This is a genomic window from Pseudomonas sp. B1-22, from assembly GCF_050474425.1.
GTDB lineage: Bacteria > Pseudomonadota > Gammaproteobacteria > Pseudomonadales > Pseudomonadaceae > Pseudomonas.
Genome location: NZ_JBCHVH010000002.1, coordinates 454,188 through 477,942, shown reverse-complemented (window position 1 = coordinate 477,942; position 23,755 = coordinate 454,188). Strand labels below are relative to the sequence as shown.

Annotated in this window: 14 protein-coding genes; 11 read left to right on the top strand and 3 right to left on the bottom strand. The window is 65.3% G+C overall.

Going from position 1 to position 23,755, the window contains the following annotated elements:
• Nucleotide 1: 1 nt before the first annotated feature.
• Entirely contained in the window at nt 2-2,164 is a 2,163-nt protein-coding gene (locus ACQ5BL_RS09035) for a type I secretion system permease/ATPase (RefSeq protein WP_243808981.1), read from the bottom strand.
• Nucleotides 2,165-2,327: 163 nt separating this feature from the next.
• Nucleotides 2,328-3,617: a TolC family outer membrane protein gene (locus ACQ5BL_RS09030; RefSeq protein ID WP_430293102.1), complete on the bottom strand. Its 1,290-nt coding sequence runs from the start codon at nt 3,615-3,617 to the stop codon at nt 2,328-2,330.
• A 551-nt stretch (nt 3,618-4,168) separates the two neighbouring features.
• Between ACQ5BL_RS09030 and ACQ5BL_RS09025 the strand changes: the two genes are divergently transcribed.
• Nucleotides 4,169-13,192 (top strand): retention module-containing protein, encoded by a 9,024-nt coding sequence (locus ACQ5BL_RS09025; protein ID WP_430293101.1) that lies wholly within the window; start codon nt 4,169-4,171, stop codon nt 13,190-13,192.
• A gap of 179 nt (nt 13,193-13,371) precedes the next feature.
• On the top strand, nt 13,372-14,556 hold the full coding sequence (locus tag ACQ5BL_RS09020; RefSeq protein WP_430293100.1) for a thiolase family protein: 1,185 nt from the start codon (nt 13,372-13,374) through the stop codon (nt 14,554-14,556).
• A gap of 287 nt (nt 14,557-14,843) precedes the next feature.
• Here ACQ5BL_RS09020 and ACQ5BL_RS09015 read toward each other — a convergent pair whose 3' ends face one another.
• Nucleotides 14,844-15,053, bottom strand: a complete 210-nt coding sequence (locus ACQ5BL_RS09015) for a DUF6316 family protein (protein ID WP_207885324.1) — start codon at nt 15,051-15,053, stop codon at nt 14,844-14,846.
• A gap of 261 nt (nt 15,054-15,314) precedes the next feature.
• Here ACQ5BL_RS09015 and ACQ5BL_RS09010 point away from each other — a divergent pair, with 261 nt between their 5' ends.
• The 9 genes from ACQ5BL_RS09010 (at nt 15,315) to ssuB (ending at nt 23,734) form a co-directional block, all read left to right on the top strand.
• Entirely contained in the window at nt 15,315-15,953 is a 639-nt protein-coding gene (locus ACQ5BL_RS09010; RefSeq protein ID WP_207885323.1) for a peroxiredoxin, read from the top strand.
• 278 nt (nt 15,954-16,231) lie between these two features.
• Entirely contained in the window at nt 16,232-17,245 is a 1,014-nt protein-coding gene (locus ACQ5BL_RS09005) for an aliphatic sulfonate ABC transporter substrate-binding protein (protein WP_243808963.1), read from the top strand.
• 3 nt (nt 17,246-17,248) lie between these two features.
• Nucleotides 17,249-18,070, top strand: a complete 822-nt coding sequence (locus ACQ5BL_RS09000) for an ABC transporter permease (protein ID WP_243808964.1) — start codon at nt 17,249-17,251, stop codon at nt 18,068-18,070.
• Nucleotides 18,070-18,822 (top strand): ABC transporter ATP-binding protein, encoded by a 753-nt coding sequence (locus ACQ5BL_RS08995; RefSeq protein ID WP_243808965.1) that lies wholly within the window; start codon nt 18,070-18,072, stop codon nt 18,820-18,822. The genes ACQ5BL_RS09000 and ACQ5BL_RS08995 overlap by 1 nt, the downstream gene beginning before the upstream one ends.
• A 206-nt stretch (nt 18,823-19,028) precedes the next feature.
• A complete protein-coding gene (gene ssuE / locus ACQ5BL_RS08990; RefSeq protein WP_243808966.1) occupies nt 19,029-19,622 on the top strand; it encodes an NADPH-dependent FMN reductase in 594 nt (197 codons plus the stop codon).
• Nucleotides 19,623-19,757: 135 nt separating this feature from the next.
• A complete protein-coding gene (locus ACQ5BL_RS08985) occupies nt 19,758-20,723 on the top strand; it encodes a sulfonate ABC transporter substrate-binding protein (RefSeq protein WP_243808967.1) in 966 nt (321 codons plus the stop codon).
• Between the two features lie 161 nt (nt 20,724-20,884).
• The gene (ssuD, locus tag ACQ5BL_RS08980) at nt 20,885-22,033 is read left to right on the top strand and encodes an FMNH2-dependent alkanesulfonate monooxygenase (protein WP_243808968.1); all 1,149 of its coding nucleotides are present in this window, start codon (nt 20,885-20,887) and stop codon (nt 22,031-22,033) included.
• Between the two features lie 82 nt (nt 22,034-22,115).
• Complete coding sequence (gene ssuC, locus ACQ5BL_RS08975) at nt 22,116-22,910, top strand: aliphatic sulfonate ABC transporter permease SsuC (RefSeq protein WP_207885316.1); 795 nt, start codon at nt 22,116-22,118, stop codon at nt 22,908-22,910.
• Nucleotides 22,907-23,734, top strand: coding sequence for an aliphatic sulfonates ABC transporter ATP-binding protein (gene ssuB, locus ACQ5BL_RS08970; RefSeq protein WP_207885315.1), 828 nt, complete (start codon nt 22,907-22,909; stop codon nt 23,732-23,734). Before ssuC ends, ssuB begins: the two co-directional genes overlap by 4 nt.
• The last annotated feature ends 21 nt before the right edge of the window (nt 23,735-23,755 follow it).

Sequence of the window (23,755 nt, the reverse complement as noted above, 5' to 3'; positions counted from 1 at the left end):
ATTACCCCGCTGCCGGGCCGACGTGGCCCTTGCGCAATGCTTCGATGACCGCGTCTTTCGGGCCGTCGGCGACGATGCGGCCGCTGTCGAGCACCAGCAGGCGGTCGACCAGGCTGAGCATCGAGGTACGGTGGGTGACCAGCAGCAGGGTCTTGTCGCGGCAGGCTTCGTGGAGACGCTTGCGGAGGATTTCCTCGCTGCTGTTGTCCATGGCGCTGGTGGGCTCGTCCAGCAGCAGGATCGGCGGGTCGAGCAGCATGGCACGGGCCATCAGCACGGCCTGGCGCTGGCCACCGGAGAGCAGTTGGCCACGCTCGCCCACCGGGCGGTCGAAGCCGGCCGGGTGCTGCCGGGCCAGCTCGCTGACCCCGGTCAGCTCGGCCACCTCCAGCATCCGCGCATCGCTGATGTAGCGTGCGCCGAGGGTGAGGTTGTCGCGCAGGCTGCCGGCCAGCAGCGGCAGGTCATGGGCCACGTAGCCGATCTGCTGGCGCAGGTCGGCGACGTCGATCTGCCGCAGGTCCAGGCCGTCGAGCAGGATCTGTCCTTCGTCGGGCTGGTAGAAACCCATCAGCAGGCGGCCGAAGGTGCTCTTGCCGGAACCGCTCTTGCCGATGATGCCGACCTTCTCGCCGGGCGCCAGGCGCAGGCTGATGTGGTTCAGCGCGGGGGTGGTCTGGCCCTGGTAGCTGAAACTGAGCTGGCGGACTTCCAGGGCGCCGTGCAGTTGCGTGCGTTCCAGCGGACGCTGGCGCGGCTGGCGCTCCTGCGGCAGGGCCATCAGCGCGTCGGTGCTGGTCATGGTCAGGCGCGCCTGCTGGTAGCGGGTGATCAGCCCGGCGATCTGCCCCAGTGGGGCGAGCACGCGGCTGTTGAGCATGTAGCTGGCGACCAGCGCGCCGACGCTGAGGTTGCCGTCGAGAATGCTGTAGACCCCGGCGCAGATCATCGCCAAGCCGGCGAACTGCTGCAGGAACAGGGTGCCGTTGGTGGCCAGGGCAGAGAGGAAGCGGGCGTGGTTGTCCAGGCGGGCGAGGGCGCCGTGGGTGCTTTCCCAGCGGTACTGGCGCTCGCTCTCGGCGCCGCAGGCCTTGAGGGTTTCCAGGCCGCCGAGGGTTTCGATCAGCAGTGCCTGGCGCTCGGCGCCCAGGGTCAGGCTCTTCTGCACCGTGTCGCGCAGGCGGCTCTGGATGATCAGGGCGAAGACGATGGTGATCGGGAAGGCCAGCAGCGGGATCGCGATGAGCCAGCCGCCGAGCAGACCGATGACCAGGATCATCAGCAGCGAGAAGGGCAGGTCGATCAGGCTGGTCAGGGTCAGCGCGGTGAGGAATTCACGCAGGCCCTGGAAGTCATGGATGCTCTGGGCGAAGCCGCCGACCGTCTCGGGCTTGGCCACCATCGACATGCCGGTGATGCGTTCGAAGAGGGTCGCCGAGAGCACCACGTCGGTCTTCTTGCCGGCCATGTCCAGCAGGTTGGAACGCAGTACCCGCAGCAGCAGTTCGAACATCGTCCCCAGCAGCAGGCCGGCGGCCAGTACCCAGAGGGTCGAGAGTGCCTGGTTGGGCACCACGCGGTCGTAGGTCTGCATGACGAACAGCGGCACCAGCATGCCCAGCAGGTTGATCAGCAGGCTGGCCACCAGCGCGTCGGTGTACAGCCAGCGCGACAGCCCGAGGGTATCGCGGAACCAGGCTTCCACCCGCGGCACCAGCGGTTTGCGCGCGGCCTCCAGCTCGTGGCGCGGGCGAGCGAACAGGGCCTGGCCGCTGTACTGGGCGGCCAGCTCTTCGGCGCTGACGGACTGCTCGCCACCTTCGGTCTCGCAGGGCAGGATCAGCGCCTGGCCGTCGTCGCGCCATTGGCGCAGCACGGCGCTGCGGCCGTCGTTGAGCAGCAGCAGCACCGGCAGGTTGAGGCTGGAGATGCTCTTCAGTTCACGGCGCAGCAGGCGGCCCTGCAGCCCGGCGCGAGCCGCCGCACGGGGCAGCAGGCTGGCGGACAGGCGCTGGTCGGGCAGCGGCAGGCCGGCGGCCAGGGTGTTGCGGCTGACCGTGCAGCCGTGCAGGCGGCAGAGGATCAGCAGACCGTCGAGCAGAGGGTCGTCATGGCTCAGGCGTGGGTCGCCGGGCGCGGGTACGCCGCGCTCCTGGATGATCATGGTCACGCTACTTCCTCCCGGGCCCAGTCGCCGCCGGTCGCCCCCCGCGGGGTGCCGGCCTATCGCCGCACGACGGTTCCGCGCCCTCTGTCGTATCGCTTCACGACCGCCACCCCGGTGCCGGATGGCACGGGGGTACGGAGGGCGGCCGTGTGCGACTTTCTTATTTCAGATCAGGCAGGCGTGCCTCGTTCTTCACATCCGTGAGGGCCACGGCTTCGTGCGGCGCCACCACGTGCTGGGACTTGAGCAGGTAACCCATGCTGGCGAGCACGCGGTACATCGAGTACTCCTCGGTGTAGCGGACCTCGGTATAGCGGCGGTTGGCGGTGAACAGTTCGTTCTCGCTGTCCAGCAGGTCGAGCAGGGTGCGCTGGCCGAGGGTGAACTGCTGCTGGTACGCCTCACGCACTTTGCGGGTGTAGTCGGCGTATTCGCGGGCCGGTTGGGTCTGTTTCTTGGCGTTCTCCATCGCGTCCCAGGCCAGCGAGAGGTTCTCGTTGATCAGGCGCAGGGCGTTGTTGCGGATGTCCTGGGCCTCGTTGATCTCGTGCGAGGTAGCGTTCAGGTGGGCCTTGTCGCGCATCCCGTTGAACAGGTTGTAGCGCATCACCACCTGGGCTTGCCACTGGTTGAAATGGCCTTCCTCGCCGTCGATGTTGTTGTTGGCGCTCTTGGCCAGTTCGGCGTCGAAGCGCGGGTAGAAGGGCGCCTTGGCGGCCTCGTACTGGGCTTCGGCGGCGTTCACGTCGGCTTGGGCGGATTTGAGCAGCGGGTTGTCGCTGAGCATGTTCTGCCGTGCCGCCAGCAAGTCCGGCGGCACTTCCGCCTTCACGGTGGAGGGCGACTCCAGCTGGTCCGGCATCCGTCCGGTGGCGCTATAGAAGCTGGCTTCGGCGTCGGCCAGGTTCACCTCTTCGGTGTAGAGGTTGTTCTGCGCCAGGGCCAGACGGGCGATGGCCTGATCGTTGTCGGCGGTGCTGCCAACGCCACGCTCGCTGCGCAGGCGGATCTGGTCACCGATGCGTTCGTGGGCCTGCAGGTTGTTCTTCGCCAGGGCCACCATCTCGCGACGCTTGAGCACGTCGAGGTAGACCTCGACGGTGCGCAGGGCGGCGTTCTCCGAGGTGCCGAGGATACGGAAGGCCTTGGAGTTGACGTTGGCCTCGTTGCGCTTGACCTCGTTGGGAGTGCCGAAACCGTCGAACAGCATCTGCCGAAGGCGGATTTCGGACTCGCCGCGGTTCATGGTTTCGTCATTGTGGTCGCCCTGGGCGCGGGTGGAGGGACTGTCGGTGTTCTCCCGGCCGTAGCCGAGCAGAAGGTCGACGGTTGGCAGATAGCCGCCCCTGGCAAACTTCAGTTCCTCGTCCGCAGTCAGGCGGCTGTTTACGCTCTGGCTGATTTCCGGGTGGTATTGCAGTGTGCTTTGTATAGCCTCGGTCAGTGTCATGGCCTGCCCATGGGCGCATGATGCTGCGATAAATACACCGCTCCATAGTGCCGCGTTACGACTGCGCATGGCTTTGCTCCTAGCGTTCTCTTACCTGTGATGCCCTTTGAGTCGCCAATTTTTTGGCTTTTTTCTCTTATCAAGCGTTTCACGCCTGTAACATCACAGCTAAGAACAACTTTCCAAACAGCTCAGAAGAATTTTTCACAAGACTTATTCAGAAAAAATCTTATGAGACATCTGAAAAGCAGCACATTGTTTAAGCCTGCAAGCCCCGGTATTTCCCGGGTATGGGCGAGGACGGTGCTTGTAAACGAAGCCAGGTACGGTTTGGAGCAGTTAGGGCGGGGACTACAGCAGAAGGACACGAAAAAGCGTCGTCGTAGTGACAAAAAAATGTCGCTGGCTTTTTGATGCTGAGACGCCACCAGTCCTTTTCGCCACCTTCGCAACTTTCTTCGCGCATCCGAATACACAAGCGTGCCTTGGCCTGTTTCGGATAGCTGCATGCCGGTGGAACCGGTTCAGGCAGTGGAGCGGAGGAAGGACTCATGGCTACGTTGATGGGTGTCGTCAGTAAAGTGGTCGGCGAAGTGTTTGCGGTAGCCGCCGATGGATCGCGTCGTCCTTTGAGCCAGGGAGACAAGGTGTTCGTTGGTGAACAGCTGGTCACCGGTGCCCATGGCTCTGTAGTGCTGAAAATCGCCGGCGGCGGCGAAGTCACCCTCGGGCGCGACAGCTCCCTTCCCATGACCGCGCAGCTGCAGTCTGCAGCCCACCACTCGCAGGACGGCCAGCAACAGCAGGCTGTCACCCAGCAGCCCGCGACACCGACCAAGCAGGACATCACTGACGTGAAGGCCCTGCAAGCGGCAATCGCCGCTGGCGTGGACCCGACCAAGGCAGCCGAAGCCACCGCCGCCGGCCCGAGTGCCGGTACTGCCGGCGGTGCCAACGGGCAGCCGGGCGGTGGGCACTCCTTCGTACTCCTGACCGAGGTTGCCGGGCATGTCGGCCCGGAGATCGGTTTCCCTACCGGCCCGATCACCTGGGGCCCATTGTTCCCGCAAGACCGCGTTGCCGCGCCGCTCGATGAGGCGTCCAGCTCCGGTCCCGGTGCCATCAGCATCGGTGAAAATGCCTTGGGCGGCCCCGGTGGCGCGACTCAGGGCGGCAGTCTGAACTACGACTTCGGCTCCAATGGCGTCGGCGGTTTCACTTGGGGCACGGCCGGCCTGCCCAACCTGACGTCCGGCGGCGTGCCGCTGACCTACACCGTCAGCGCCGATGGCCATACGCTCACCGCCAGTGCCAACGGCACTCCGGTGTTCACCCTGACGCTGACCAACATCAACACCGGCGCCTTCGAACTCACCCTGCTGCAGCCGGTGGACCATCCGGGGGCGGGGCAGGACACCCTGACCCTCAACGTGCCCTACACCATCACTGACGGCACTGGAGGCACCAGCACCAGCAACCTGGCCGTCGGTATCGTCGACGCCCTGCCGAATGCTGCGCTTTCCGCCAACGGTGGGGTGGACGGCGCGCTGCTGACCCACGACGCCGCTACCCTGGGCGTTGCGTCCGATAGCAACAGCGCCGATTTCAGCGCGGCCTTCCAGGTCAACGCCAACTACGGCGCCGACGGCGCCGGCAGCACCGTGCTGAGCTACAGCCTCCATCTGGCCGGCGCAGACGGCAGCAACTCCGGATTGACCAGCGGCGGCGCCGCCATCTTCCTGCACAGCATCGGCGGCGTGATCGTGGCGTCCACCTCCGCCAGCGTGGCCGGTGTCTCTGCGGCGAACACCATCTTCTCGCTGTCGGTGAACGGCAGCACCGGCGTGGTCACCCTGACCCAGTTCAGCGCGATCGACCATGCACAGCCGGGCAGCGACGCCAACTTCGCCGGCCAGCATGCCGTGCTCGACCTGGGTCTGGTGCAGTTGCAGGGCACGCTGGTGGTCACCGACCGTGACGGCGACACCGCTACGTCCTCCAGTACGCTGGACCTGGGTGGCCGCGTGAGCTTCGCCGATGATGGTCCGAGCATTGCGATCGGCCTTGGCGAGGGGCAGGTGGGAGCCCTGGTTACCCATGATGCGCTGACCATCGGTAGCGCTTCCGACAGCTCCACGGCCGACTTCTCCGGTGCCTTCACCATCACCCAGCAGAGCACCGGTGCCGACACTCCGGCCTCGGTGGTGAGCTGGACCTACGCCGTGCACCTGGACGTGAACGGAGGAACCGCTTCGGGGCTTTCCAGCGGCGGCCAGGCCATCTACCTGTATCAGATCGGCAATCAGGTGGTGGGCAGCACTGCGAGCACTCAGGCTGGCGTGACCGCCGGCAACACCGTGTTCGGCCTGAGTGTCGACGGTAGCGGCAAGGTCACCCTGACCCAGTACGCCGAACTCGATCATCCCAAGCCGGGCCATGATCAGCAGATCTCTCTCGATACCGGTCTGGTCAGCCTGCAGGGCACCGCCAGCATCACCGACTTCGACGGTGACAAGGCCACCTCTTCGGCAAGCCTCGATCTCGGTGGCAAGGTGGCCTTCAGCGACGATCGCCCAAGCATTGGCGTTGGCGTCAATGGTGCGCAGGCGGGGGCTCTGGAGACCCATGATGCGCTGACCATCGGCGGCGCTTCGGACAGTTCTACGGCCAACTTCTCCGGCGTCTTCACCATCACCCAGCAGAGCAGCGGCGCCGACACCCCGGCCTCGGCGGTGAGCTGGAGCTACAGCGTGCACCTGGACGTTCCCGGTGGCAGCGCTTCGGGGCTTTCCAGCGGCGGCCAGGCCATCTTCCTGTATCAGGTTGGCAACCAGGTGGTGGGCAGCACGGCCAGCTCCCTGGCTGGCGTGACCCCCGGCAACACTGTGTTCGGCCTCAGCGTCGACGGCAGCGGCAAGGTGACCCTGACCCAATACGCCGAACTCGACCATACCCAGCCGGGGCATGATCAGCAGATTTCCCTTGATACCGGTCTGGTCAGCCTGCAGGGCACTGCCAGCATCACCGACTTCGACGGTGACAAGGCTACCTCTACCGCCAGTCTCGACCTGGGCGGCAAGGTGACCTTCCATGACGACGGCCCGAGTATCCACGTTGGCCCCGGCAATGCCGAGATCGGTAATCTGGAAACCCATGATCACCTGACCATCGGTAACGCCTCCGATAGCGATACAACCGATTTCTCCGGTGCCTTCGCCATCACCCAGCAGAGCAGTGGTGCCGATACTCCGGCCTCGGCGGTGAGCTGGACCTATGCCGTGCACCTGGACGTGAACGGAGGAACCGCTTCCGGCCTGACCAGCGGTGGGCAGACCATCTACCTGTACCAGATCGGCAATCAGGTGGTGGGCAGCACGGCGAGCACTCAGGGTGCCGTGACCGCCGGCAACACCGTGTTCGGCCTCAGCGTCGACGGCAGCGGCAAGGTCACCCTGACCCAGTACGCCGAACTCGACCATCCCAAGTCGGGCAATGACCAGCAGATATCCCTGGGCAGCGACCTGGTGAGCCTGCAGGGCACCGCGAGCATCACCGACTTCGACGGCGACAAGGCCACCTCCACGGCGAGCCTGGATCTCGGTGGCAAGGTGACCTTCGATGACGACGGTCCGAGCATCAGCGTGGGTCTCAGCAATGCCCAGGTCGGCGGTCTGGAAACCCATGATCACCTGACCATCGGTAACGCTTCCGACAGCGATACAACCGATTTCTCCGGTGCCTTCGCCATCACCCAGCAGAGCAGCGGTGCCGATACTCCGGCCTCGGCGGTGAGCTGGACCTATGCCGTGCATCTGGATGTCGGCGCGGGGACCTCCTCGGGCCTGACCAGCGGCGGGCAGGCCATCTACCTGTACCAGATCGGCAATCAGGTGGTGGGCAGCACGGCGAGCACTCAGGGTGCCGTGACCGCCGGCAACACCGTGTTCGGCCTCAGCGTCGACGGTAGCGGCAAGGTGACCCTGACCCAGTACGCCGAACTCGATCATCCCAAGCCGGGCAGTGACCAGCAGATCTCCCTGGGCAGCGACCTGGTGAGCCTGCAGGGCACCGCGAGCATCACCGACTTCGACGGCGACAAGGCCACTTCCACCGCCAGTCTCGACCTGGGCGGCAAGGTGACCTTCAACGACGATGGCCCGAGCATTACCGCCGATCTCAGTGGCGCACAGATCGCTGACCTGGAAACCCAGGACGCGCTGACTATCGGCAATGCCTCCGACCACGATACCGTGGACTTCTCCGGCGCCTTCACGGTCACCCAGCAGAGCAGCGGCGCCGATACTCCGGCCTCGGCGGTGAGCTGGACCTATGCCGTGCATCTGGACGTGGCGGGCGGCACCGCCTCCGGCCTGACCAGCGGTGGGCAGACCATCTACCTGTACCAGATCGGCAATCAGGTGGTGGGCAGCACGGCCAGCACCCAAGGTGCGGTGGATACCAGCAACACCGTGTTCGGCCTGAGTGTCGACGGCAGCGGCAAGGTCACCCTGACCCAATATGCCGAACTCGATCATCCCAAGCCGGGCAGTGACCAGCAGATATCCCTGGGCAGCGACCTAGTGAGCCTGCAGGGCACCGCGAGCATCACCGACTTCGACGGCGACAAGGCCACTTCCACCGCCAGTCTCGACCTGGGCGGCAAGGTGACCTTCAACGACGATGGTCCGAGCATCAGCGTGGGCCTCGGCAATGCCGAGATCGGTAACCTGGAAACCCATGATCATCTGACCATTGGTAACGCCTCCGACACTGCGACGACCGACTTCTCCGGTGCCTTCGTCATCACCCAGCAGAACAGCGGTGCCGATACTCCGGCCTCGGCAGTGAGCTGGACCTATGCTGTGCACCTGGACGTGGCGGGCGGCACCGCTTCCGGTCTGAGCAGCGGTGGCCAGGCCATCTTCCTGTACCAGGTTGGCACGCAGGTAGTGGGTAGCACCTCCAGCACCTTGGCGGGTGTGACCCCCGGCAACACCGTGTTCGGCTTGAGCGTTGACGGCAGCGGCAAGGTGACCCTGACCCAGTACGCTGCTATCGATCATACCCAGCCCGACCATGATCAACAGATCTCCCTGGGCAGCGACCTGGTGAGCCTGCAGGGTACAGCGAGCATCACCGACTTCGACGGTGACAAGGCCACCTCCACCGCCAGTCTTGACCTGGGCGGTAAGGTGACCTTCGACGACGACACCCCGAGCAGCAACATCAGCCTCAGTGATGCTCAGGTCGGCAGTCTGGAAACCCATGACGCGCTGACTATTGGCGATGCCTCCGACCACGATACGGTGGACTTCTCCGGTGCCTTCACCATCACCCAGGAAATCGCTGGCGCCGACATCCCTGCCTCGGCAGTGAGCTGGACCTATGCCATGCATCTGGACGTGGCGGGCGGCACTGCCTCCGGCCTGACCAGCGGCGGCCAGACCATCTACCTGTACCAGATCGGCACGCAGGTGGTGGGCAGCACGGCGAGCACTCAGGCTGGCGTGACCGCCGGCAACACCGTGTTCGGCCTGAGTGTCGACGGCAGCGGCAAGGTCACCCTGACCCAGTACGCCGAACTCGATCATCCCAAGCCGGGCAGTGACCAGCAGATTTCCCTGGGCAGCGACCTGGTGAGCCTGCAGGGCACCGCGAGCATCACCGACTTCGACGGCGACAAGGCCACTTCCACCGCCAGTCTCGACCTGGGCGGCAAGGTGACCTTCGATGATGACGGTCCGAGCATCAGCGTTGGTTTGAGCAACGCTCAGATCGATGCACTGGAAACCCATGACGCCTTGACCATAGGCAGCGCTTCCGACAGCGATACGGTCGACTTCTCCGGTGCCTTCACCGTCACCCAGCAAAATGCCGGTGCCGACACTCCGGCCTCGGCAGTGAGCTGGACCTATGCCGTGCACCTGGATGTCGGCGCGGGGACCTCCTCGGGCCTGACCAGCGGTGGGCAGGCCATCTACCTGTACCAGATCGGCAATCAGGTGGTGGGCAGCACGGCCACTACCCAGGGCGGTGTGCTTGCCGGCAACACGGTGTTCGGCCTGAGCGTCGACGGCAGCGGCAAGGTGACCCTGACCCAATATGCCGAACTCGATCATCCCAAGCCGGGCAGTGACCTGCAGATCTCCCTGGGCAGCAACCTGGTGAGCCTGCAGGGCACCGCGAGCATCACTGACTTTGACGGTGACAAGGCCAGCGCCACGAAGAGCCTCGACCTGGGTGGCAAGGTCACCTTCGACGACGATGGTCCGAGCATCAGCGTTGGCTTGAGCAACGCTCAGATCGATGCGCTGGAAACCCATGATGCCCTGACCATCGGTGCCAACTCCGACCACGATACGGTCGACTTCTCCGGTGCCTTCACCGTCACCCAGCAAAATGCCGGTGCCGACACTCCGGCCTCGGCAGTGAGCTGGACCTATGCCGTGCACCTGGATGTCGGCGCGGGGACCTCCTCGGGCCTGACCAGCGGCGGGCAGGCCATCTACCTGTACCAGATCGGCAATCAGGTGGTGGGCAGCACTGCGAGCACTCAGGCTGGCGTGACCGCCGGCAACACCGTGTTCGGCCTCAGCGTCGACGGCAGCGGCAAGGTGACCCTGACCCAGTACGCCGAACTCGATCATCCCAAGCCGGGCAGCGACCTGCAGATCTCCCTGGGCAGCAACCTGGTGAGCCTGCAGGGCACCGCGAGCATCACCGACTTTGACGGTGACAAGGCCAACGCCACGAAGAGCCTTGACCTGGGTGGCAAGGTCACCTTCGATGACGACGGTCCGAGCATCAGCGTAGGTTTGAGCAACGCTCAGATCGATGCACTGGAAACCCATGATGCCCTGACCATCGGTGCCAACTCCGACCACGATACGGTCGACTTCTCCGGTGCCTTCACCGTCACCCAGCAAAATGCCGGTGCCGACACTCCAGCCTCGGCAGTGAGCTGGACCTATGCCGTGCACCTGGATGTCGGCGCGGGGACCTCCTCGGGCCTGACCAGCGGTGGGCAGACCATCTACCTGTACCAGATCGGCAATCAGGTGGTGGGCAGCACGGCGAGCACCCAGGCTGGCGTGACCGCCGGTAACACCGTGTTCGGCCTCAGCGTCGACGGCAGCGGCAAGGTGACCCTGACCCAGTATTCCGAACTCGATCATCCCAAGCCGGGCAGTGACCTGCAGATATCCCTGGGCAGCAACCTGGTGAGCCTGCAGGGCACCGCGAGCATCACTGACTTTGACGGTGACAAGGCCAACGCCACGAAGAGCCTTGACCTGGGTGGCAAGGTCACCTTCGACGACGATGGTCCGAGCATCAGCGTTGGCTTGAGCAACGCTCAGATCGATGCGCTGGAAACCCATGATGCCCTGACCATCGGTGCCAACTCCGACCACGATACGGCCGACTTCTCCGGTGCCTTCACCGTCACCCAGCAGAGTGCGGGTGCCGACAGCCCGGCCTCGGCGGTGAGTTGGACCTACGCACTTCAATTGAGTGCAGGCGTGACGCAGGGAAGTTTCTCCGGGCTGAGCAGTGGCGGCGCGGCAATTTACCTCTACACCATCGGTGGCCAGGTCGTCGGCAGCACCGCCAACAGCCTTGGGGCGGTGAGCGCCGGCAATACCGTCTTCTCGCTCTCGGCGAACAGCAGTACCGGGGTAGTCACCCTGACCCAGAACAGCGCAATCGACCATGCGCTGCCGGGCAGCGACAGCAACTATGACAGCCAAGAGGCCATGCTCAATACGGGCCTGGTGCAGTTGCACGGTACCGCCAGCATCACCGACTTCGACGGTGACACCTCCACCTCCTCCACTAACCTCGACCTTGGCGGCAAAGTGACCTTCGCCGATGACGGCCCCTCGGTGAACATGCTGCCGCCCATCCAGAACGTCTTCGATGCCAAAGGCTTCCACCTGGACGGCATCCTGGACGTCAACTTCGGCGCCGACGGTCCCGGGGGCTTCGACCTCAGCGGCAACACCGCGCCCAGCGGCCTGCACTACGTGGTCACCAGCCTGGCGGGCGGCGGCTCCCTGTTGACTGCACTGGATGCCGGCAACAAACCCTTCTTCACGCTCCAGGTCAATGGCGACGGCAGCTACAGCTTCGATGTGGTCAATTCGCGGCCGACTGCCCAGGTGGGGTATGACCTGACCAAGATCGTTGCCAGTGGGCCGGCACCTTCGTTCACCCTGACGTCGTCCGGACTCAGCGCAACCTTCACCACCACCACCGGTCACCTGGTGAACCCGTCAACCAATGGTATGGGGATCGACAACAACACGATCGATACCGGTGAGCAACTCAACATCGCCTTCAGCGATACCGTCTATAACGCGAGCTTCAAGGTTCAAAAGCTCTCTACCGGCGACACCCTCACCTGGAGCGTGCTGAGTGCGGCCGGGGCGCTACTGGCCACCGGCACCTTCGTACCGCCGGCCGGTACCGGGGAGGGCGACACCACGACCTGGAACCTGTTGACCAATGGGCATTTCGTCACCGGTTCGGCTGCCCAACTGGTGGAGAGCGGATTCAGTACGGTGATACTGGGCAGCAGCGATGGCGATTACCGGGTCCAGACCCTGTCCGCCGACCGCGCCGTGCTGCCGCCGGACCTGGCGCTCAACTTCGGTGTTGGCGTCACTGATGGCGATGGCGACCATGCCAACCTGAATATTGGCCTGGAAATGAATACCCCGACCCTGCTGGTGGTGGGTAGCAATGACAGCGACAGCGGCACCTCGACGGCCCAGCACACCATTCCGAATCCGACCGATGCCGACAAGAGCGGCGATATCGTGGGCGGCAACGGCAGCGATGTGCTGGTGGGGGACAAGGGAGGTACAGCGCAGCCGCTCGGGAATGACCACCTGGTGGGCGGTGCAGGCAACGATATCCTCTTCGGCGACTCCATCAACACCGATAACCTGAGCTGGGCAGGCCATGCCGCGGGCACTCACAACGGTGCCGGTCTCCAGGGGCTGGTGGACTACCTGACCGCCACCAATGGCGGAACGGCGCCGTCCACCGCGCAATTGCTCAACTACATCGCCGCGCACGCCCCGGAGCTCAGTGCCGTAGGCGATAGCATTGGCGGCAATGACATCCTCGAAGGCGGGGCGGGCAATGACCTGATGTTCGGCCAGGGCGGCAATGACAAGCTGATCGGCGGCCCGGGCGACGACATGATGTTCGGCGGCACAGGCGCGGATGAGTTCATCTGGAAGGCGGGCGACACCGGCCACGATGTGATCAAGGATTTCAACATCGCCGAAGGTGACACGCTGAACCTGACCGACCTGCTACAGGGAGAGACCGCCACGGTTTCGTCGTTGGAGAATTACTTGCACTTCTCGGTGACCTCCGGCACCACCAGCATTGGCATCATGCCCACCGGCACCGGCCCGGTGACCCAGACCATCGACCTGGCCAACGTCGATCTGTCCGCGAAGTATGCCGGCCATGCGGGCAACGGTGTGCTCTCGTCGGGCGATACCCAGGCTGTGCTCAACGGCCTCCTGGGCGACCATGTGATCAAGACCGACACTGTCTGACCGCTGTCGCCTCGTACTCGAAACCGCCGCCTCCGGGCGGCGGTTTCGTTTGCGCCGGCCCAACGAGGCTGGAGGCACACCTATACGGCTGGTGAATGATCGTCGCCGTGCGTCCGCTCTGCCGCCTATGCTCGGGGCCTCGCATTCCTCCCATCGAACAACAAGCAACGAGGTTTCCCATGCGCGAAGTGGTGATCGTCGACAGCGTCCGTACCGGCCTGGCCAAGTCCATCCGGGGTAAGTTCAACATGACCCGCCCGGACGACATGGTCGCCCATTGCATCGATGCGCTGCTGATGCGCAATCACCTCGACCCGCTGCTGGTGGACGACTGCGTGGTGGGGGCCGGTTCCAACGAAGGCGCCCAGGGCCACAACATCGGCCGCAACGCGGCAGTGCTGTCGAAGCTCGGCATCCACGTCGCCGGCATGACCCTCAACCGCTACTGCTCCTCCGGCCTGCAGGCCATCGCGATTGCCGCCAACCAGGTGGCCTCCGGCTGCAGCGACATCCTGGTTGCCGGTGGCGTCGAGTCCATCACCATGACCATGGGCAAGCAGAACCTCGACAACTTCGTGAATCCGCGCCTGAAGGCCGAGTTTCCCGGCATCTACTACCCCATGGGCCAGACTGCCGAGATCGTCGCCCGCCGCTACAACGTCACCCGCGAGCAGCAGGACCTCTACGCCCTGCAAAGCCAGCAGCGCACCGCCCGCGCCCAGGCCGAAGGCCTGTTCAACGATGAAATCGTGCCGATGAGCGTGAAGTACCAGGTGGAGGACAAGGCCACCGGCGAGAAGAAGGTGCTCGACGGTGTGGTCGACCGCGATGACTGCAACCGCCCGGACACCACCCTCGAGGGCCTGAACTCCCTCAAGCCGGTGTTCGCCGAGGACGGCTCGGTCACTGCCGGCAACGCCTCGCAGCTTTCCGACGGTGCCTCCATGACCCTCGTCATGAGCCTGGAAAAAGCCCTGGAACTGGGCCTGAAACCCAAGGCCTTCTTCCGCGGCTTCACCGTCGCCGGCTGCGAGCCCGACGAAATGGGTATCGGTCCGGTGTTCTCGGTGCCCAAACTGCTCAAGGCCAAGGGCCTGCAGGTGAGTGACATCGACCTCTGGGAGCTCAACGAAGCCTTCGCTTCGCAGTGCCTCTACGCTCGCGATCGCCTGGGCATCGACAACGAGAAGTACAACGTCAACGGCGGCTCCATCTCCATCGGCCACCCCTTCGGCATGACTGGCTCGCGCCAGGTCGGTCACCTGGTACGCGAGCTGCAGCGCCGCAACCTGCGCTACGGCATCGTCACCATGTGCGTAGGCGGCGGCATGGGGGCCACCGGTTTGTTCGAGGCGGTGCGCTGAGCCGCGCCCGGTAGTGCGTTCCTCGGTCCCGCTCCACGCAAGCGGGATCGTCGTGACGAAAAAGCCCCCGACACAGGTGTCGGGGGCTTTTCATTTCGGGAAGCCAGGGATTCTGGCAGGACGGCCATTCGCTTGCCGCGATCTGCTGACGAATCCCGAATGTGGCGTATCGGACGACGTTGATTGGCAGGGGCGAGCAGGCTCGCGAACAACGATTTTCGGCTGAGCGAGCAGGCCGGACGGATGCGAAGGCAAGCGCCCGGTGTTTCCCTTTCCGCTACGTCGGATCAGCGCGCCGCGCGTACGAACAGGCCGGCAGCTACCTTCATGCGGTCGATGTACTTCGTAATCGCGCGTTCGGCATCGAAGCGGGTGAAGTACGGCCCTTCCAGTGTCCCCTCCCGGGTGGAGAAGAAGTATTGGCCGTTGACCGAAGTGATTCGGTCGCTGCGGTAGTGGGTTGCCGACTGGGCGTCGTTAGACCGTTGTCCGACCATGAAGTTGCCTCCTTTCCCAAAGGATCAATTACCTAGGAGTGTATGCGGCCAACTCGCGTATCTCCGGGCTTGCGACGAACGGCAGGGGTTTCGTCCCGGCGTCGAAACTTACTGACTGGAAGGTTTGCTGAAGCGCCGACGGCGAATGCCGGCAGGGAAGTGTTATGGTTTTATTTTGGTTATAAGAAAATCAAAATATATTCTTTTTAATGCGTAAACGCCTTGTGCATAGTGGATCCCAACACGAACAAGGAGAGACCCATGAGCTTGCGACTTGGCGACATCGCCCCCGACTTCGAACAGGAATCCAGCGAAGGCCGCATCCGTTTCCATGAATGGCTCGGCAACAGCTGGGGCGTTCTGTTCTCCCACCCGGCCGACTTCACCCCGGTGTGCACCACCGAACTGGGCCTTACCGCCAAGCTGAAAGACCAGTTCGCCGAGCGCGGCGTCAAGGCGATCGCCCTGTCCGTCGATCCGGTGGACTCCCACGTGAAGTGGATCGACGACATCAACGAGACCCAGAACACCGTGGTCAACTTCCCGATCCTCGCCGACGCCGACCGCAAGGTGTCCGAGCTGTATGACCTGATCCACCCGAACGCCAACGACACCCTCACCGTGCGTTCGCTGTTCGTCATCGACCCGAACAAGAAGGTGCGCCTGACCATCACCTACCCGGCGAGCACCGGGCGCAACTTCAACGAGATCCTGCGGGTGATCGATTCGCTGCAGCTCACTGACAACCACAAGGTCGCCACGCCGGGCAACTGGCAGGACGGCGATGACGTGGTGATCGTGCCCTCGCTCAAGGACGAGGACGAAATCAGGCAGCGCTTCCCCAAGGGCTATCGTGCCATCAGGCCGTACCTGCGCCTGACGCCCCAACCGAACAAGTGATCCGAAGCGGCTGCGCGTCGGCCAGCCTGCGTTGCCAGCGACAGCGAGATGCTCATGTGCCGTAGCACACTCCGCTCTCACTGCCACTGGCGCCTTGCCTGGCTCTAGCTCGCGCGCTCCGGGTCTTGATGTTTCAACCTCGAGCAGGGTAATAGGGCCGGTTCGCCGGCCCATTTTTTTCATCTTTTACGCGCGGACCACGCCGCGCTTTTTTCTTCCAGATCTGACTTGCCCGCCACACGGGGAGAAGACGTCAGCCCACGCCAAGGAGAACGACCATGGGTCATTCCACCTGGCGCCGCAGCCTGGCCGTCGCTCTTCTCGCGAGCCTGCCGATCGGCGCCTACAACAGTTCCGCCCAAGCCGCAGACGCACCGAAAGAGGTGCGCCTGGATTACGCCTATTACGCGCCCACCAGCCTGGTGCTCAAGCACTTCGGCTGGCTGGAAAAGTCCCTCAAGCCGCAGGGCACCGAGGTGCGCTGGGTGTTCAGCCAGGGCAGCAATCGCTCGCTGGAATACCTCAACGCCGGCAGCACCGACTTCGCCTCCACCGCCGGCCTGGCCGCCGTGCTCAGCCGCGCCAATGGCAGCCCGCTGAAGACCGTCTACATCGCCAGCCGCCCGGAGTGGACCGCTCTGGTGGTGCCCAAGGATTCGCCGCTCAAATCCGTCGCCGACCTCAAGGGCAAGAAGATCGCCGCCACCAAGGGCACCGACCCCTACCTGTTCCTGCTGCGTAGCCTGCAGCAGGCGGGGCTGGACAAGAACGACGTGGAGATCGTCCACCTGCAGCACCCGGACGGCCGCGCCGCGCTGGAGCAGGGCAGGGTGGACGCCTGGGCTGGCCTCGATCCACACATGGCCGCCAGCGAGCTGCAGGCCGGCTCGCGGCTGCTGTACCGCAACGTCGACTTCAACAGCTACGGCGTGCTCAGCGTCACCGAGAAGTTCGAGCAGGAGCAGCCGGCGCTGATCAAGCAGGTCATCGCCGCCTACGAAGAGGCGCGCCAGTGGGCCATCGCCCATCCGGAGGAGACCGCCAAGCTGCTCGCCGAGGAAGCCAAGCTGCCGCTGGAAGTGGCCAAGCTTCAGCTCTCGCGCACCGACTTCAGCAAGCCGCTGCCGGGTGCCGAGCAGATCGTCGCGCTGAAGGCCGCCGCGCCCATCCTGGTGGACGAACAACTGGTGCGCCCGGGGACTGACGTCACCGCCGTGGTCGATCAGTTGATCGACCCGCAACTGGCCGGGGAAGTGATCGGCAAACCCGCCGTCGCCAAGGCGGAGCAGTAATCCATGCCAACCCAGAGCCTGCGCCTGGCCCGCCTGCGTCGCGCACCGAATCTGCGCTGGCCACGGCTGGGCTGGCGTGCCTGGCTGGTGCCGCTGCTGCTGTGCGCGGGGCTGGAGTTGTCGGTGCGCGTCGGTTGGTTGGCCGAGCACCAGATGCCGGCGCCCAGCAGCGTCGCGCTGACGCTCTGGCAACTGGCCCAGGGCGAGCTGTGGAAGCATGTTGCCGCCAGCCTGGCGCGGGTCGCTGCCGGTTTCTTCATCGGCGCGGTCGCCGCCGTGCTGATCGGCACCTGGGTAGGCCTGAGCCAACGGGCCGAAGCCTATCTGGAGCCGACTTTCCAGGCGCTGCGGGCTATCCCCAGCCTGGCCTGGGTGCCGTTGCTGCTGCTTTGGCTGGGCATCGATGAAACCCCGAAGATCGTGCTGATCGCCCTCGGCGCCTTCTTCCCCGTCTACCTCTCGCTGGTGGCCGGCGTGCGCAATGTCGACCGCAAGTGGGTGGAGCTGGGCCGGCTGTATCACCTGTCGCCCTTCGCCCTGGTGCGGCGCATCCTCCTCCCCGCCGCGCTGCCAAGCCTGTTTACCGGCCTGCGCGGCGCGCTGAGCCTGAGCTGGATGTTCCTCGTCGCCGCCGAACTGATCGCCGCCACCCGCGGCCTGGGCTACCTGCTCAGCGATGGCCGGGAAACCTCGCGGCCGGACATTGTAATTGCCGCCATCCTGGTGCTGGCGGTACTCGGCAAGCTCAGCGACAGCCTGCTCAAGGCGCTGGAACAACGTGCGTTGGCCTGGCGCGATACCTTCCTTGGCAATGGTGAGCAGTGATGAGCGCGCTGCTGGAACTACGTGATATCCGCAAAAGCTTCTCCGGCGTGCGCGTGCTCGACGACGTCAGCCTGAGCCTGGCGCCGGGCGAAGTGGTCAGCCTGCTCGGCCCCAGCGGCTGCGGCAAGAGCACCTTGCTGCGCATCGCCGCCGGGCTGGACGATGAATTCTCCGGTGTACTGGAGCGCAACCCGCTGCTGGGTTTCGGCCCGGACGGCGACACCGGTCGCGGCGGCGGTGGCGTCGGCGTGGTGTTCCAGGAGCCGCGCCTGCTGCCCTGGCTGACCGTGGCGCAGAACGTTGGCTTCGCCGACGGCTGGCTGGCCGACGACCACCGCATCGCACACCTGCTGCGCGACGTGGGCCTGGAAGGCAAGGGCGACCTGCTGCCCAAGCAGCTCTCCGGCGGCATGGCGCAGCGCGCAGCCATCGCCCGTGGCCTCTACGGTCGGCCGCAGGTGCTGCTGCTGGACGAACCCTTCAGCGCGGTGGACGCCTTTACCCGCATTCGTCTGCAGGACCTGATCCAGCAACTGGCGCTGGAGTACGACATCAGCATCCTGCTGGTCACCCACGACCTCGACGAGGCCTTCTACCTCAGTGACCGGGTCCTGCTGCTGGGCGGCAGCCCCAGCCGCCTGCGCCGCGAATTCCCCGTGCCCCTGCCGCGCCCGCGTGATCGCCGCGCGGTGGAGCTGGCCTACCTGCGCGGCGAAGCGCTGACCGAGCTGCACCAGTCCCACGTCATCTGACGCCCCCCATGCACCAGACTTCCCCTGTAGGAGCGGGCCATGCCCGCGATTCGCGCGCATGGCGCGCTCCTGCTTTTGAAACAAAATAGAATAACTAAATGAATAAATAACATTTATTGGAATATGCGGAGGGCTGTTAAGGTCTATGCACATTGGTTAGCAGGAGAATGGCTAACCAGCTCTGATCGTTATAAGGAATCGCGCAAATGTACGTAGTCACCCTTGCCGGCAGCCCCAGCCAGCGTTCCCGTTCCGGCGTCCTTCTGGACATCGCGCGGAACTGGCTGCATGCCCACGGCGCCGAGGTGCGCTCCTACAGCGTGCGCGACTTCCCGGCCGAAGACCTGCTGCACGCACGCTTCGACAGCCCCCGGGTCATCGAGCTGATCGAGCAGGTGGCCCGTGCCGACGGCCTGGTGATTGCCACCCCCGTTTACAAGGCGTCCATCGCCGGTGCGCTGAAGGTCCTGCTGGACCTGCTGCCGGAGCGGGCGCTGAGCCACAAGGTAGTGCTGCCCCTGGCCACGGGCGGCAGCAACGCCCACATGCTGGCGGTGGACTACGCGCTCAAGCCGGTTCTCGCCGCGCTCAAGGCCCAGGAGACCCTGCACGGCGTGTTCGCCGAGGACAACCAGGTGCAGTACGCCGAAGGCAGCACGCCGGCACGCCTCGACCCGGCCCTGGAGCATCGCCTGCTGGATTCGCTGGAGCAGTTCCACGGCGCCCTGGCGCGTCGCCCCAGACCCATCGACCCGAACCTGCTCAACGAACGGCTGATCAACGCCCGCTGGAGCATCTGACCGACATTTTCCAGGGAGACGAACGCCAAGCCCCGACCCGGCAGGCAACGACTTCCGAACAACACGAAAAGGCCCTCACCGTCCCGACAACGGGACCGCAGGTCCGGCAAGCACACTCGATAAAGGAGCACTCCCATGCGGACCCTCACTTTGCGTAGTGGACTGGCGGCCCTGCTGATCGCGGCCCTGTCCTACAACGCCCAGGCAGACGAACAACCCGGTACCCTGCGTATCGGCTACCAGAAGTACGGCACCCTGGTGCTGCTCAAGGCCCGCGGCACGCTGGAGAAACGCCTGGCCGAGCAGGGCGTCAAGGTGCAATGGACCGAATTCCCCGGTGGCCCGCAGCTGCTGGAAGGCCTGAACGTCGGCAGCATCGACTTCGGTGTCACCGGCGAAACCCCGCCGGTGTTCGCCCAGGCCGCGGGTGCCGATCTGGTCTACGTCGCCCACGAACCGCCGGCGCCGACCAGCGAGGCGATCCTGCTGCCCAAGGATTCGCCGATCAAATCCCTCGCCGAACTCAAGGGCAAGAAGGTCGCCCTGAACAAGGGCTCCAACGTGCACTACCTGCTGGTGCGCGCCCTGGAGAAGGGCGGGCTGAAGTACAGCGATATCCAGCCCGTCTACCTGCCGCCGGCTGACGCCCGCGCCGCCTTCGAGCGCGGCAGCGTGGATGCCTGGGTGATCTGGGACCCGTACCAGGCCGCCGCCGAGAAGCAGCTCTCCGCCCGCACCCTGGTGGATGGCACCGGCCTGGTGGACAACCACCAGTTCTACCTCGCCTCCCGCCCGTACGCGAACAACCACCCGCAGGTGATCACCACCCTGATCGACGAAGTGCGCTCGGTGGGCGAATGGTCGGCGCACAACCCGCAGCAGGTCACCGACCAGGTCGCGCCGCTGCTCGGCCTGCCGGCGGACATCACCCTCACTGCGGTGAAACGCCAGGGCTACGGTGCCCAGCCGATTACCCCGGAGGTCACCGCCGCGCAACAGAAGATCGCCGACACCTTCACCGACCTGAAGCTGATCCCCAAGAAGCTGAGCATCAAGGACGTGGTGTGGACGGCGCCGGCCAAGGTGGCCGCCGCCCAATGACATACCTGTAGGAGCGAGCTTGCTCGCGAACGGATTTCCTGGCGGCTCAGCAGCCGTGCGGGTTCGCGAGCAAGCTCGCTCCTACAAAAGCAGCACGACGCACACCAAACCCATCATCGCGCGGCTACGCCACGCCGGCGCGCTTATCTGGAGTTACTGCGATGAGTCTCAACATCTTCTGGTTCCTGCCGACCCACGGCGACGGCCACTACCTGGGCACCGCCGAAGGCGCCCGCGCGGTGGACCACGGTTATCTGCAACAGGTCGCCCAGGCAGCCGACCGCCTCGGCTTCGGCGGCGTGCTGATCCCCACCGGTCGCTCCTGCGAGGACTCCTGGCTGGTGGCCGCCTCGCTGATCCCGGTGACCCAGCGCCTGAAGTTCCTGGTCGCGCTGCGCCCGGGCATCATTTCCCCGACCGTGGCCGCCCGCCAGGCCGCAACCCTCGACCGGCTCTCCGGCGGGCGCGCGCTGTTCAACCTGGTGACTGGTGGCGACCCGGACGAGCTGGCCGGCGACGGCCTGCACCTGAGCCACGCCGAACGCTACGAAGCCTCGGTGGAGTTCACCCGCATCTGGCGCCGCGTACTGGAAGGCGAGACCGTCGACTACGATGGCAAGCACCTGCAGGTGAAGGGCGCCAAGCTGCTCTATCCGCCGATCCAGCAACCGCGTCCGTCGCTGTATTTCGGTGGCTCCTCCGATGCCGCCCAGGACCTCGCCGCCGAGCAGGTCGAGCTGTACCTGACCTGGGGCGAGCCGCCGGCCGCCGTCGCCGAGAAGATCGCCCAGGTCCGCGAGAAGGCCGCCAAGCAGGGCCGCACTGTGCGCTTCGGCATCCGCCTGCATGTGATCGTCCGCGAGACCAACGAAGAAGCCTGGCAGGCCGCTGACCGCCTGATTTCCCACCTGGACGACGACACTATCGCCCGCGCCCAGGCCTCCCTGGCGCGCTTCGATTCCGTCGGCCAGCAACGCATGGCCGCCCTGCACGGCGGCAGCAAGGACAACCTGGAAGTCAGCCCCAACCTCTGGGCCGGTGTCGGCCTGGTGCGTGGCGGGGCCGGCACCGCGCTGGTGGGCGATGGCCCGACCGTGGCGGCCCGTGTGAAGGAGTACGCGGACCTCGGCATCGACACCTTCATCTTCTCCGGCTACCCGCATCTGGAAGAGTCCTACCGGGTTGCCGAACTGCTCTTCCCGCACCTGGACATCGCCCGTCCGCAGGCGCCGCAAGCACGTGGCTACGTCAGTCCGTTCGGCGAGATGGTGGCGAACGACATCCTGCCGAAAGCCGCCTCTGCGAGCTGAGGAGACGACGCGGCGGATTGCGCCCACGCGCCATCCGCCCGGTGTAGGAGCGGGCCATGCCCGCGATGCATGAGAGCAGAAGATGAGCAACAGACACGTGAACTCAATCGCCCAACGCCTCGCGCCCTGGGCCCTGCCGGTCGGCCTGCTGCTGATCTGGCAACTGGCCGTGGAAACCGGCTGGCTGTCCAGCCGCATCCTGCCCGCGCCCAGCGCGGTGGCCGAGGCCGGCTATCACCTGGTGGTCAGCGGCGAGCTCTGGCAACACCTGGCGATCAGCACCTGGCGTGCCGCCGTCGGCTTCCTCATCGGTGGCAGCATCGGCCTGGTGCTGGGCCTGATCACCGGCCTGTCGAAATGGGGCGAGCGCTTCCTCGACAGCTCGGTGCAGATGATCCGCAACGTGCCGCACCTGGCGCTGATCCCGCTGGTGATCCTGTGGTTCGGCATCGACGAGTCGGCGAAGATCTTCCTGGTCGCCCTCGGCACCCTGTTCCCGATCTACCTCAACACCTACCACGGTATCCGCAACATCGATCCGGGCCTGCTGGAAATGTCGCGCAGCTACGGGCTGTCCGGCTTCGCGCTGTTCCGCCAGGTGATCCTGCCCGGCGCGCTGCCCTCGATCCTGGTCGGCGTGCGTTTCGCCCTGGGCTTCATGTGGCTGACCCTGATCGTCGCCGAGACCATCTCCGCCAACTCCGGCATCGGCTACCTGGCGATGAACGCCCGGGAGTTCCTGCAGACCGACGTGGTGGTGCTGGCGATCCTCCTGTACGCCGTGCTCGGCAAGCTGGCCGACCTCGCCGCTCGCGGCCTGGAACGCATCTGGCTGCGCTGGCACCCGGCTTACCAGAGCAAGGCAGGTGCCGCATGAATGCCCTGAATCCCCTGTCGTCAAATCATCTGCCGCAACAACTCAAGCCGGGCATCCCCCTGGTGGTCGACGGCGTGGTCAAGCGCTTCGGCGAGCGTGAGGTGCTCAAGGGCATCGACCTGCGGATTCCCGCCGGCCAGTTCGTCGCCATCGTCGGTCGCAGTGGTTGCGGCAAGAGCACCCTGCTGCGCCTGCTGGCCGGGCTCGACACCGCCAGCGAGGGCCAGCTGCTGGCCGGCTCCGCGCCGCTGGAAAGCGCCCGCGAAGAGACCCGCCTGATGTTCCAGGATTCGCGCCTGCTGCCCTGGAAGCGGGTGATCGACAACGTCGGCCTGGGCCTGAAGGGCGACTGGCGCGCCAAGGCGCTTGAAGCGCTGGAAGCCGTCGGCCTGTCCGACCGCGCCAACGAATGGCCGGCGGGCTTGTCCGGCGGCCAGAAGCAGCGCGTGGCCCTGGCTCGCGCACTGATCCACCGGCCGCGCCTGCTGTTGCTCGACGAGCCGCTGGGCGCGCTGGATGCCCTGACCCGCATCGAGATGCAGCAGCTGATCGAGCGCCTCTGGCAGCAGCATGGCTTCACCGTGCTGCTGGTCACCCACGACGTCAGCGAGGCCGTGGCCGTGGCTGACCGGGTGATCCTCATCGAGGACGGGGCGATCGGCCTGGACCTCAACGTCGAGCTGCACCGGCCGCGTGCCCGTGGCTCGGCCAGGCTGGCCGCGCTGGAGGCCGAAGTGCTCGAACGCGTGCTGTCGCTGCCGGCTCAGCCACCCGAGCCGGAACCCGTATCCCCACTGCCCACGCAATTGCGCTGGGCACTTTGATCCAACGTTCATCCGTGACAC